Consider the following 12927-nt stretch of genomic DNA (forward strand, 5'->3'; position numbering starts at 1 on the left):
AAGTTGAAGAGGAAGTAGGAAAATGACGAAAGAATTATTTGATGATATCAAACGCCGGATGGATGGATCGATTGAAGCGCTTCGCCGGGAATTTGCAGGACTACGCACAGGTCGTGCCTCTGCTAGTTTATTACATGGTGTTATCGTCAATGCCTATGGTACTAAAACGCCTATCTTGCAAGTCGGTACTATTTCTGTAACAGAATCACGAATGATAACTGTTCAAGTTTGGGATAAAGGTCTTGTCACTGCTGTTGAAAAAGCAATCAGGGAAGCGGGTTTGGGCTTAAATCCGGCTGCAGATGGCCAGTTTGTTAGGGTTCCTATTCCTGAATTAAGCCAAGAGCGTCGTTTGGAATTAATTAAGGTGGCACATAAATATGCAGAACAGACGAAAGTAGCCCTTCGCAATGTGCGTCGTGACGGCATTGAACACCTAAAAAAGTTAGAAAAAGATGGAAACTTGTCGAAAGATGAGCATCGCCAAAAGGCAGAGCAGGTGCAAAAAATTACGGATGAATATGTTAAGAAGATTGATGATCTTCTGCAGCATAAAGAAAAGGAAATTCAGCAAATCTAGTGTTATTATAAGTTTGGCAGGTCAACGGATTGTCAGATCTAATGGGATTATCAATCCCCCAACATGTTGCGGTAATTATGGATGGTAATGGCAGATGGGCCAAATCACGCCAGTTACCTAGAATTGCTGGCCATCAACAAGGTGTTCTGGCCGTCCGGGAATGTATCAGTGCCGCAATTAGTCAAAAGGTTAAATTTTTGACGTTATTTGGCTTTTCTGCAGAAAATTGGAAAAGGCCCGTCGGTGAAATTAAAGAATTAATGGGTTTATTGGGATTTTACCTGCAACATGAAAGACAACTTCTGCAAGAAAAGGATATTCAGTTCCGTGTCATTGGCCAGCGAGATCGATTAACGCCTGAAATTATGGAACAAGTTGATATTCTTGAAGATGTCACAAAAAATAATAAAAAATTACAGTTAACTTTAGCCCTCAGTTATGGTTCCCGCCAAGAGATTGTTCAGGCCATCCAACAAATTGTTGAACAAAGGCTCCAATATCCTTCCATTACTCATCCGATGATCGATGAGCATATGGTTAGCCAGTTTTTGTGGACGTCCGGCATACCAGATCCAGATTTAATTATTCGGACAAGCGGGGAAAAGCGGTTAAGTAATTTTCTTCTTTGGCAAAGTGCTTATGCCGAATTAATTTTTTTGGATGTACTATGGCCTGATTTCTCAAAAGATGATTTTATTAAAGCTATTCATACATTCCAGCAACGCCAACGTCGATATGGGATGATTAATGAGATGGAATCATGAAGTATCACCGCTTAATTTCAGCACTGATATTATTGCCTTTGGTACTCATACCTATGATATGGGGTCATCCTTGGTTTGATATTTTACTTATTATCATGGGTTTTCTAGCAATTTCCGAATGGTTCTTGATTTGTCAAAAATCTTGCCCGGTTAACCAAAAAATTGCCAGCCAAACCATGCTCATGTTAGCTGTTCCCGTCTTATTGTTCCTAATAATTATTGCGGTTTTAGCAGGAACTTCCAGGAGCGAAAATATCGTGATATTTTCAGCAATCACTTTGGGATTGGTAGTTGTTTTGTTTTTGATTGCTTGGTGGCTAAAAATATGCGCCCTATTTTTATCTTGGCTAGGGGTGATTTATATTGCTATGGCTATTTATGCTATGTTGTGGTTACGTTATGACGGACAGTTCGGTGTATATAATATTTTGTGGCTTTTCTTGGTTGTGTGGGCTACGGACATATTTGCTATGGTGGTAGGCAAAAAAGTGAAGGGTCCAAGGCTTGCCCCTCGCATCAGTCCTAATAAAACCTGGTCAGGATTAGTGGGTGGAATGATTGCTGCATCTACCGTTTCTTTCATATTTGCCTATATGCAAGATAGCCCATATTTGCTATTATGCACTGTTTTGGGGGCAGTTTTTGGTATTATTGAACAAATGGGCGATTTGCTTGAATCAATGCTTAAAAGAAAATTCGGGGTCAAAGATAGTAGTCAACTTATTCCCGGTCATGGCGGAGTTTTAGATAGAATTGATGGATTATTATTGTTAAGCATATGTATGGCGTTGATTTTTTATTTTTTAAAAATTGAATGGTGGAAATTGGCATGAAAATGAACCCAACCCCTTTAGGTCCGATTGAGCCGCGCAAAGTCAGCATTCTTGGATCAACAGGATCAGTCGGTTGCAGCACAGTAGATCTTGTTGCACGCTATCCAGATAGCTTTCCTGTTCAGGCATTGGTTGCCAATAAGAATTGGCAATTATTAGCCCAGCAGACAAAGCAACTACGCCCTAAACTAGTCGTTATTGGGGATACGGCCTATTATAAAGATTTAAAAAATGCTTTATCGGATACCAGGGTTGAAATTACCGCTGGCGAGGAGGCGGTTGTTGAAGCAGCTTCTTATCCTACCGATTGGACTATGTCAGCAATTGTAGGTGCAGCTGGCTTAAAACCAACCATGGCTGCTATTAAGCAAGGTAAAATGGTCGCTTTAGCAAATAAAGAATCACTTGTTTGCGGGGGACGGTTATTAATGCAGGAAGTTCAAAAATATCAGACCCAATTGTTGCCAACCGATTCCGAACATAGTGCTATTTTCCAGGTATTTGAAAACCAACATTGTGAAACTATTGAAAAGATCATCTTAACGGCTTCGGGCGGTCCATTTCGGCAATGGCCAATTGAAAAAATGGCAGATATTACTCCCGAGCAAGCCGTTGCTCATCCGAATTGGTCCATGGGAACAAAAATTTCAATCGACTCAGCTACTATGATGAATAAAGGGCTAGAGCTTATTGAGGCTTTTCATCTTTTCGGTATTGATGAGAAGCAAATTGATGTTGTCGTTCACCCGCAATCTATTATCCATAGCTTGGTCAGCTATATCGACGGCTCTGTTTTGGCACAATTAGGAATGCCGGACATGCGGACTCCAATTGCTTATGCCTTAAGCTGGCCAACGCGAGTAAAAACTCCGGTTAAACGCTTGAATTTGGTTGATATTATGTCGATGACCTTTGAAGCACCGGATATTAAACGCTTTCCCTGTTTAAGGTTGGCTAGGCAAGTTATTAAATTAGGTGAAGGGGCAACCACCGCCTTAAATGCTGCAAATGAGGTAGCTGTGCAATATTTTTTAAATCGAAAAATCTCTTTTTTGAATATCCCAGCGGTGGTCGAGGCTACTTTGGATAGTATTTCAAATTTTGACATCAAAAATATTGATGAAATTTTTCATATGGATCATTTAGCACGAGAAAAAGCTAAAATGATCTGTCACGGAAAAACCAGCAATAAAGTAAGATATATAAATCAATAATGAATGGAATTATCCTGATTTTCCCTAACCACAGAAAAAGTGGAACACCCTGATCACCATGGAAAATTTTTTATCTGCCCTATATACCGTCGGTGGTTTTATTGCAGTTATCACCCTTGTGGTGTTTGTGCACGAGCTGGGTCATTTTCTGGTTGCGCGTTGGAATAATGTAAAGGTTGAAATTTTTTCAATCGGCCTGGGCAAAGAAATATTTGGTTTAACAGATCGATATGGCACGAGATGGCGTGTTAGTTGGATCCCGTTAGGCGGTTATATCAAAATGCTCGGAGAGCCAAACCTACAACACAACAATAATCTTCCGCAATTACCTAGATCAAGTCAGGCTTTCATTGACAAGAAGATAGGGCAGAAAATAGCTATAGTTGCAGCTGGCCCCATCGCAAATTTTATTTTTTCTATTGTGCTATTTACGCTTATTTTTTGGTCTTTTGGAAAGATGGTTACCGCACCTGTCATCGCCGAAATACAAACAGATATGCCAGCGGCAGCGGCTGGGCTGATGCCGGATGATAAAATTCTGGCGTTAGATGGAAAAAAAATAAATTCGTTTGAAGATATTGCCCGCTATATACAATTAAATACCGGACAAGACATTAGTTTTCTTATTGAACGGAATGGAAAATCTTCAACCTTAATTATTAAGCCGATCCTAAAAGCCGTTACGGACATATTGGGCGATAGACAGTGTATTCGGCAAGTTGGCATAAAATTTGCAGAAACCTCACATCAAGAATTTGCATTTTTTCAATCTTTTGAGATGGCTATTGTTCAGACACAGAATATCATCAGTGATAGTTTAACGGCTATATCCCAAATTATTACGGGTGAACGTTCGGTAAAACAGTTACAAGGGATTGTTTCAACTGCTAGGGTATCAGGGGAAGCAGCCAGAATGGGCATTTTGTCGCTGCTGTTTTTAGCAGGATTTCTATCTGTGGCAATTGGGTTATTTAATCTATTCCCTATTCCTTTACTTGATGGCGGGCATTTAATATTTTACCTTATCGAATTGCTTCGGGGCAAGCCCTTGAGTACAAAAATACAAGAAGCCGCTTTTAAGATTGGATTGTTCCTCATTGGTGGAATTTTCATATTAGCTTTATACAATGATCTAATAGGGGCTTTCCAAATGCAGCCGAATCCTAAATGTTAAACCCAGTTTCCTACTATCATTTTATATCCACTTGAATATATTAAAACCGTCAATTACCAGGAAAAAAGAAAATACCATGACCAATAAATCTACAAGATTAAACCTCTTACAAAAGCTTTTTTTTCTAACATTGGGTTTTTGTTTTTTCATTAGCACCATTTTTATATCTGCCACTTATTTGAAGGCACAGAACACACCTACTATTACTGGTATAAGGGTTGAGGGGGTGCAGCGGATAGAAGCGGATACAGTTAGGGCTTATCTTGGTTTTCAAGTGGGGGATCCTGTAGATTTACGTTTAATTGACGAAGGATTGAAGTCCCTGTACGCCACTGGCTTTTTTGCTGATGTGCAAATTTTGCGTGAAGGCAATGGGATAGTCATAAAGGTCAAAGAAAACCCTATCATTAACCGAGTAGCTTTTGAGGGAAATAAAAGGATTGACGATAAAACCTTAACAGTAGAAGTACAGTTAAGGCCACGGGTTGTTTACTCGGCCACTAAAGCCATTGCAGATGCGAAAAGGATCCAAGATGTTTATCGGCGCAATGGCAGGTTTGCAACGACGGTTGAGCCAAAAATTATCCAATTAGAACAAAACCGCGTTGATTTAGTTTTTGAGATTAAAGAAGGAACCCGTACAACGGTAGCCAGTGTATTATTTGTGGGCAACAAAATTTTTAGTGATCGGACCTTGCGTTCCCAAATTATTACACATCGTAGTGCTTGGTACCGGTTTTTATCAACTAATGATAATTATGACCCGGATCGCATCCAAGCGGATGTTGAGTTATTAAAAAATTATTATGGTCAGCATGGATATGTTGATTTTAATGTATTATCCAATGTGGTTGAATTTTCCCCGGAACGTAATGCTTTTTTCGTGACATTTACTGTGGAAGAAGGCAATCGTTATAAAATTGGCACTGTCAATTTAACCACCAATCTGCGTAATCTAAATGTTGACCGATTAAAAAAACTGATTAGGTCAAAAGCAGGTTCATGGTTTGATTCCAGTCTTGTTGAAGAAACAATATCAGATTTAACCGAAGAAATAGGGACGTTGGGGTACGCTTTTGCTGGTGTGGAGCCAGCCTTAAACATTGACCGGGAAAATCGCCGGGTTGATATCACTTATCAGATTAAAGAAGGTATCAAAGTATATGTTGAGCGTATCGATATCGTTGGAAATGTCCGAACTTTGGACCGGGTTATCCGTCGTGAATTTCAAATTGCAGAAGGGGATGCCTTCAATGCATCTAAACTAAGGACAACCCGTCAACGATTATTTAATCTAGGCTTCTTTAGCAAGGTTGATATCCAAACAAAACAAGGCAGTGCCCCAGATAAGGTTGTTCTGGTGGTTGATGTGCAAGAACAATCGACGGGCAGTTTGAATTTTGGTTTAGGTTATTCAACATCAGACGGGCCAGTTGGAACAGTGACGCTTAGCGAACAAAATTTCTTGGGCAAAGGGCAAGCTTTAAGTGTTAACTTGACATTGTCAGGGTTGCGTTCTTCTGCGCAAATCAGTTTTGATGAACCTTATTTCATGGGGCGCGATCTTCGTGCTGGTTTCGATATATTCCGGACGCAGGCTGGCCTCTTTAAGATTGGTAGCGTAGATGATCAATCTTACAGAGAAACCAGCACGGGTTTTACCTTGCGCGCTGGGTATGACCTCAGCGAGCATTTAAGTCAGAACTGGAGTTATTCGCTTTCATATGATCAAATTTTTAAGGTCAAAAATGGGGTATCCGCTGCTGTTCAACAGCAAAAAGGCAACAGTATAAAATCTTCTCTGTCGCACTCATTAGTTCTAGATTATAGGGATAGCCGTTTTGATACACGCGAGGGTTATTCTATCCGGATATCCAATGAATTTGCAGGACTAGGTGGTGATATTTCCTATTTGAAATCTAGGGTTTCTGCAGGTTATTGGGTTCCTGTTTTTAATAAAAATGTAACTTTGGCACTTACGGGCGAAGCTGGTTATATTTTTGGGATTGGACAAAAAATTAGAATTGTTGATTCGTTTTATCTCGGTGGAGATAATTTGAGAGGTTTTGAAGCTGCTGGTATTGGTCCGAGGGATTTATTAACGGATGATGCACTGGGTGGAAATATTAGCTTAAAAGGAACTGTTGAGCTTAGTTTCCCCTTAGGGCTGCCTGAAGAATACCAAATCCGTGGTCGGATATTTACTGATTTTGGTACCGTTTTTAGAAGTGATTTTAAAGCTGCCTCTGTTGTTGATGATACAAAACTGCGTGTATCGGTAGGCTTTGGGTTTACGTGGCGTTCGCCTTTCGGACCCTTAGCAGTAGATTTTGGCTTTCCGCTTATGAAAGCAAAATATGACGTTAAACAAGTTTTCCGTTTCAGTGTAGGGACACGTTTTTAAGATATTTTTTATCTAAGATTTGGGTTACCATTGTATAGTTTAATTTATCGTTTACCGAGGAGTTTAAGATGAAAAAAGGAATATTATCACTTCGTCAATTATGCGCAATTATTGTCATCTCTATCTTGGCAACTTTGTCTATTCAACCAAGTTTTTCCCAACAACCGAGAGCGCCGGTTATTGTAGTCATTGATTTTCAACGGGCAATCCTGACAAGTAAGGCTGCAAAGAATTTAAATGAGGAACTCACAAAATTAACCAAAAGCTATCAGCTGGAAATAGCGAAACAAGAAGATGCCTTAAGAAATGCCCAGCGGGAATTACAGCTTGAGTCTGATAAACTAACCCCAGAACAATTACAAAAGAAACAAGAAGCATTAAATGCACAAATTGCCCGCTACCAGGCGGATTTTCAACAAAGAAAGAAAAGATTAGAAACCATCGATCAAACGGGATCACAAACAATCCGTAATACGCTTATTGAAGTGGCCCAGAATCTTGCAAAACAGCGTGGTTATAATTTGGTATTAGATAAAGGAGTTGTCATTTTTTCATTAGATAGTCTTGATATTACGGATGAAATCATCAAATTGCTTGACCAAAAATTGCCAGCAGTAAAAATTACCATCCAGAATTAGGAACAAATGATATAACGATAATAACGAAAGTGATTGGGATATGACTGATTTAAAGATATCAGAAACACCTTCAAAAACCCTTGATATCATGCGGGTCATGGAAATGATTCCGCATCGTTATCCTTTCCTATTAGTCGATCGTATCATTGAATTTCAAAACGATGTGATGGCGGTGGGGTTAAAAAATGTATCTATTAATGAAAATTTTTTCCTCGGACACTTTCCCCGTGTTCCTGTTATGCCGGGTGTATTGATTATTGAATCCATGGCTCAAACGGCCGCCGTTCTCGTTGTTTCTACATTGGGACCGGAGGCTGAGGGGAAACTTGTCTATTTTATGGCGATTGATAATGCCCGTTTCCGGCATCCTGTGGTACCCGGCGATCAATTGCTTTTGTATGTTTATAAAGAACGTAGCCGAGGGCCTGTCTGGCGTTTCAGGGCTGAAGCAAAAGTTAATCAGCAATTGGTTGCTGAGGCAGAATTTTCTGCCATGATTCGCGATAAATAAACATTCCATGTTCTAGGGCGTGTGATCGCCTGGCTCAATTGACCACATGCCCTAGTCTTAATTAGAGATAAGGAGTCTCTTGATGGTCGTACTTGACTAATCGATGTTACTTTGTGTATTTGCTAACGCAGGTGTTGGGTTAAGTCCCATAAAAAAAGACCATAATATATCAAATTACAGCCTTTTTTATATGTGATAAATGCCAGGAGGCTAATTTTATTTAGCTGTAGGCACAAATCTTACGTTTTAAGAGTTAACGTTTTTCAATGGGTACATATTTCCGGGCCACTTCACCCATATAACGTTGCCTAGGGCGGCCAATTCGCATGCTGCTGTCTTCAATCATTTCTTTCCACTGCGCTACCCATCCAACTGTTCGAGCCAAGGAAAACAAAACAGTAAACATTGAAGTTGGGAAGCCAATCGCTTGTAAGATAATTCCTGAATAGAAATCAACATTCGGGAACAATTTGCGTTCAATAAAATACTCATCCTGCAGGGCTATTTTTTCTAATTCCATCGCTAACTGGAACAATGGCTGATCGTGCATCCCAAGCGCTTCCAAGACTTCATGACAGGTATCTTTTAAAACGGCAGCACGCGGGTCATAGTTTTTATAAACACGGTGACCAAAGCCCATTAAGCGGAAAGAACTATTTTTGTCTTTGGCTTTTTTAATAAATTCAGGGATCCTTTTTTTATCTCCAATTTCCCGCAACATATTGACGACGGCCTCATTAGCCCCCCCATGGGCGGGCCCCCACAAAGAAGCCATCCCGGCTGCAATACATGCAAAGGGGTTAGCACCGCTTGACCCAGCTAAACGTACGGTTGAAGTGGAGGCATTCTGCTCATGATCAGCGTGAAGGATAAAGATCTTATCCATCGCCTTTACCACCACTGGATTTAGCTTATATTCTTCCGCAGGTACAGCAAAAGTCATATTCAGGAAATTAGCAGAATAACTCAGACTATTTTGTGGATAAATAAAAGGCTGGCCGATTGAATATTTATAAGCCATCGCCGCAAGCGTCGGCATTTTCGCAATTAAGCGGTGGGAGGCAATCATTCGTTGCTGCGGATCATTAATATCCGTGCTGTCATGATAAAACGCGGATAAAGCACCAACCACCCCAATCATGATTGCCATTGGGTGGGCATCCCGCCTGAATCCACGATAGAAAAATTGCAATTGTTCATGGATCATGGTGTGGTGGGTAATCGTATCGGCAAACGTATCCATTTGGTTTTTATTAGGTAAGTGGCCTTGCAGCAGTAAATAAGCAACTTCTAAAAACGTACTTTTAGTGGTTAATTCTTGGATCGAATATCCACGATGCAATAAAATACCTTCATCGCCATCAATATAAGTGATTTTAGAATCACAACTAGCAGTTGAAGAGTAACTGGGATCATAGGTTAATAACTGATAATCTGAATATAACTTTCTCACGTCGATAGCACGGCTACCAATCGTCGGGGAAAGAACAGGCAAATCAAAACGTTTTTGCGTTTTATTATCAATAATTGTCACAGTATCAGCATTAAGGCTGCTGGATTTTGTTTTATTGGTATTTTCGGGTGCAGTAGTCATGCGATTACTCATCATTCGTTTTAATAGTTACCTGATTAAAATAGAGGATATCTTTTGTCGAATCAATAGCCTAGATCAATTCTTTTTGCACTGCAAAATTCATCGGAACATTTTTGAATAAAACTTCTTGATCCATAAATTGTTGTTTTTCGCTTTTGTTTTTGAAAAATTTTATTTTCCGCTATGCTTATAAACTATCTTAAGATTTTTTGAAGATGGGACTATTATTTGTTTCCTATCCTTATCTTACTTATCGCCCCCCTTTTGGCCGTTGGTATAGGTTTGTATCATTTCCTTTATCATGAGCCGTCGCTGTGGGCGACATTCGGTATGTTGCCAACGGCAATGATATTCTTGTTCAGTTTAGTTTATTTAAAAAGAAACAAATGGTCCGGCCTATATAAAATAATAGGAATTTTAAATTTTTGTTTCTTAGGGTTTATTTTAGCCCATCTTCAAACAATTTTAACAAACACAGAACTATTAAATTATCCCTTAAACAATGTGAATATTGAAGGTGATATAAGACATATTGAAATAACGTCTAAGGGGTATCAAAAGGTTATTATTGAAAATATTAAAATTTTAACCCCTCATCACCCAACCCACTTAAAAACTGCCCAAATAACCATAAGATCAAAGAAAGAAATTTTACAATATGCAGATCATATTAGGGTTAGGGTAGATCTTTTCCCTCCGGGCTTACCAGCTTTTCCAGGGGGATATAATTTCCGTAAAAATTTTTGGTTTGAAGGAATTGGCGCGATTGGCTTTGCCCGTGGGCATGCGGAAATTTTATCCCAAAACACTTCTTTTCTTCATAACCATTTAACGGTTTTATTAAACCAAACAAGGCAAAGCTTAAGTCAAAAGATAATTACCATATTACCTGGTGATGAAGCCAGTGTTGCGAAAGCTCTAATCCTAGGCGATCAAGGCAGCATTCCGCAAAAAATTGTTAATGATATGCAAAATAGCGGGTTATCGCATCTCTTGTCTGTTTCTGGATTACATCTCAGTTTGGTTGGCGTATTAACTTTCGGATTATTTAGGCGCGTATTGATTTTATATCCTCTTAGCCAGTTTGATTGGCCCAGGAAAAAAATCGCAGCCTTGCTGACCATTTTAATTGCTTTCTTTTATCTTTTATTAACTTATGCCGCTGTTCCAACCCAACGTTCCTTCATGATGGTTGCTTTGGTGATGATTGGAATCTTGCTTGATCGACAAATCATTGGTTTATATACATTGGCTTGGGCGGCGATTATCATTCTAATATTTAATCCCTATAGCTTGTTAACAGCCAGCTTTCAGATGAGTTTTGTAGCCGTGGCGGTGATTATTGCGATTGTCAAAAAAGATGAAATTAGCCAAAAAACTTCTGAACAATCCAATTTAAGAAAAACGAATTCTTTATTTTTAAGGTTTGGGCGATATATTTCCCAATTAATAAAGGTCAGTTTTTGGATCAGTTTGGCTATTATGCCAATTACTTTATATCATTTTAATCAAGCGAGCATTTACGGCATATTAGCTAACCTTTTGGCTATTCCCATCACTTCATTCTGGGTGATGCCTGCGGCGTTAATGGGGGTATTGTTATCTTTATGTAATTTAGAAAATATACCCTTTATTATTATGGGGGAGGGGATCAGCTGGATCCTTAATATTGCCAATTTTATTACGCAAATGCCTTACGCAACTGTTAATGTTAGCTTCATAAGCTTGGCGGCAGCTCTTATCTTTACCCTGATAATATTTCTTATTCTTGCCCCATCGTTTCCGTACAAAACAAGTATGATCGTGATATTATTAGGGATCGCATTTTTTACAACCAGAAAGCCAAATATTCCAGATATAATTGTTTCTATTGATGAAAAAATGATTGTCTTAAAAAATAATGCGAATGGTTATTTAATCATTACCTCCCAAAAAAGCTCTTTTTTATTAAAAATATGGCAAGAGAGTTTAAGAAAAACAAGAATCATCCCTTGGGCTTATTTTTATAAACATCCTGATTTTGTGTGTGATACCACAGGTTGTTCCTACAAAATACAGGATAAAACCATTTTAATTTTATGGCAAAACAATCCCCAGGACTATTCATGTGAAACAGCGGATTTAGTTATTAATCTAAATGATAGGGGACCTATATCTTGCAATACCGTGCCAGTGATCCAAAAATCACCCGGTCAACCTATGTATTGGGGATGGATCACACCAAAAAAAATCGAAATCTTATCAACAACAGATTTGCTCGGTAATAGGCCGTGGATCAAAGATTATTCAAAATAAATTTAGTATTTGCGAATAATTGTTTTCAGGCGACCCTGGATTTTTACCTGATTAGGAGAATAAATCTGTGTCTCATATCTTTTATTGGCAGGAGCCAACAGAATCTTTTTTTGTTTAAGGTAATATTTTTTTAATGTTGCCTCATGATCATTAATCAGTGCTACAACGATATTCCCATCTTCCGCGGTTTCACTTTTTTCAATAATTGCCATATCCCCATCAAAAATTCCTGCCTCCTCCATGGAATCACCAGAAATTTCCAAAGCATAATACATTTTATGAGAATTTTTTGAATTCCTCGTGCTTAAAAAGCTACTAGGCACATCTAATGTTTTGCCAGGGTCAGCAACGGCAAGGATCGGGGATCCGGCTGCAATCCTACCATATAGGGGAATATTTAAAAAATCACTTTTATTTCCCATATAAGCTGGATTAAACTGCAAAGCGTTAGCATCAGATTGGCTGGATTTTTTCAGCAGGGAAGGATTTTTGATGGGTTCCAATAAACTATGAGGCATTCTGGCAATTTCTAAAGCACGTGCCCGTTGTTTAATTTGTTTGATGAATCCTCGCTCCGCTAATCCATTAATTAAGCGGAAAATCCCCGATTTTGAGCGAAGATTGACAGCAATCTTCATCTCTTCAAAACTGGGCGATATTTTATTTTCCAACGTATAAGAATGAATGAATTCTAATAATTCTAACTGTTTTCGCGTCAACATTATGGCACCTATGGAACATAAAAGAAACATTATCTTTTTCTAAGGGTGTTCTTAGTAAACGTCAAGTATAAATGATTATTGAATAGCAATAGATTTATTATAAAGAAGCAGTCAAAAATAATTTGATCTTGTAATGTTTTTGCAGATGTTGATGATCATAAGAAAGTTTTAAATGGTCTCTGAGAATGACTAAAATGA

Annotated in this window: 11 protein-coding genes; 9 read left to right on the forward strand and 2 right to left on the reverse strand. The window is 38.8% G+C overall.

The genetic code is table 11. The annotated features are described in order from the left end of the window. Window positions 1-22: 22 nt before the first annotated feature. From frr to fabZ, 8 genes are all read left to right on the forward strand, one after another. Entirely contained in the window at window positions 23-580 is a 558-nt protein-coding gene (frr, locus tag IPP67_00640) for a ribosome recycling factor (protein MBL0337714.1), read from the forward strand. Window positions 581-621: 41 nt separating this feature from the next. Continuing rightward, window positions 622-1344, forward strand: a complete 723-nt coding sequence (locus IPP67_00645; GenBank protein MBL0337715.1) for an isoprenyl transferase — start codon at window positions 622-624, stop codon at window positions 1342-1344. Beyond that, window positions 1341-2177, forward strand: a complete 837-nt coding sequence (locus IPP67_00650) for a phosphatidate cytidylyltransferase (GenBank protein ID MBL0337716.1) — start codon at window positions 1341-1343, stop codon at window positions 2175-2177. Before IPP67_00645 ends, IPP67_00650 begins: the two co-directional genes overlap by 4 nt. Continuing rightward, the gene (locus tag IPP67_00655) at window positions 2174-3391 is read left to right on the forward strand and encodes a 1-deoxy-D-xylulose-5-phosphate reductoisomerase (protein ID MBL0337717.1); all 1218 of its coding nucleotides are present in this window, start codon (window positions 2174-2176) and stop codon (window positions 3389-3391) included. Before IPP67_00650 ends, IPP67_00655 begins: the two co-directional genes overlap by 4 nt. Before the next feature lie 58 nt (window positions 3392-3449). Then, on the forward strand, window positions 3450-4565 hold the full coding sequence (gene rseP / locus IPP67_00660; GenBank protein ID MBL0337718.1) for an RIP metalloprotease RseP: 1116 nt from the start codon (window positions 3450-3452) through the stop codon (window positions 4563-4565). 76 nt (window positions 4566-4641) lie between these two features. Beyond that, window positions 4642-6969 (forward strand): outer membrane protein assembly factor BamA, encoded by a 2328-nt coding sequence (bamA, locus tag IPP67_00665; protein MBL0337719.1) that lies wholly within the window; start codon window positions 4642-4644, stop codon window positions 6967-6969. A 68-nt stretch (window positions 6970-7037) separates the two neighbouring features. Beyond that, entirely contained in the window at window positions 7038-7607 is a 570-nt protein-coding gene (locus tag IPP67_00670) for an OmpH family outer membrane protein (GenBank protein MBL0337720.1), read from the forward strand. A 40-nt stretch (window positions 7608-7647) separates the two neighbouring features. Then, window positions 7648-8118 carry a 3-hydroxyacyl-ACP dehydratase FabZ gene (gene fabZ, locus IPP67_00675; GenBank protein ID MBL0337721.1) on the forward strand — a complete coding sequence of 157 codons (471 nt, stop codon included), beginning with the start codon at window positions 7648-7650 and terminating at the stop codon, window positions 8116-8118. Between the two features lie 253 nt (window positions 8119-8371). Here the strand turns inward: fabZ and gltA are convergent, their stop codons facing one another. After that, window positions 8372-9712, reverse strand: a complete 1341-nt coding sequence (gene gltA, locus IPP67_00680; protein ID MBL0337722.1) for a citrate (Si)-synthase — start codon at window positions 9710-9712, stop codon at window positions 8372-8374. Between the two features lie 228 nt (window positions 9713-9940). Here gltA and IPP67_00685 point away from each other — a divergent pair, with 228 nt between their 5' ends. Then, window positions 9941-12007, forward strand: a complete 2067-nt coding sequence (locus IPP67_00685; GenBank protein ID MBL0337723.1) for a ComEC/Rec2 family competence protein — start codon at window positions 9941-9943, stop codon at window positions 12005-12007. Between the two features lie 2 nt (window positions 12008-12009). Here the strand turns inward: IPP67_00685 and lexA are convergent, their stop codons facing one another. Continuing rightward, the gene (gene lexA, locus IPP67_00690) at window positions 12010-12729 is read right to left on the reverse strand and encodes a transcriptional repressor LexA (protein MBL0337724.1); all 720 of its coding nucleotides are present in this window, start codon (window positions 12727-12729) and stop codon (window positions 12010-12012) included. Window positions 12730-12927 lie beyond the last annotated feature (198 nt).

This window comes from Rhodospirillaceae bacterium (assembly GCA_016722635.1).
GTDB lineage: Bacteria > Pseudomonadota > Alphaproteobacteria > JAEUKQ01 > JAEUKQ01 > JAEUKQ01.

Coding starts and splice junctions, on each gene's coding strand:
- frr (MBL0337714.1), top strand. CDS start 23: ATGACGAAAGAATTATTTGATGATATCAAACGCCGGATGGATGGATCG.
- IPP67_00645 (MBL0337715.1), top strand. CDS start 622: ATGGGATTATCAATCCCCCAACATGTTGCGGTAATTATGGATGGTAAT.
- IPP67_00650 (MBL0337716.1), top strand. CDS start 1,341: ATGAAGTATCACCGCTTAATTTCAGCACTGATATTATTGCCTTTGGTA.
- IPP67_00655 (MBL0337717.1), top strand. CDS start 2,174: ATGAAAATGAACCCAACCCCTTTAGGTCCGATTGAGCCGCGCAAAGTC.
- rseP (MBL0337718.1), top strand. CDS start 3,450: ATGGAAAATTTTTTATCTGCCCTATATACCGTCGGTGGTTTTATTGCA.
- bamA (MBL0337719.1), top strand. CDS start 4,642: ATGACCAATAAATCTACAAGATTAAACCTCTTACAAAAGCTTTTTTTT.
- IPP67_00670 (MBL0337720.1), top strand. CDS start 7,038: ATGAAAAAAGGAATATTATCACTTCGTCAATTATGCGCAATTATTGTC.
- fabZ (MBL0337721.1), top strand. CDS start 7,648: ATGACTGATTTAAAGATATCAGAAACACCTTCAAAAACCCTTGATATC.
- gltA (MBL0337722.1), bottom strand. CDS start 9,712: ATGACTACTGCACCCGAAAATACCAATAAAACAAAATCCAGCAGCCTT.
- lexA (MBL0337724.1), bottom strand. CDS start 12,729: ATGTTGACGCGAAAACAGTTAGAATTATTAGAATTCATTCATTCTTAT.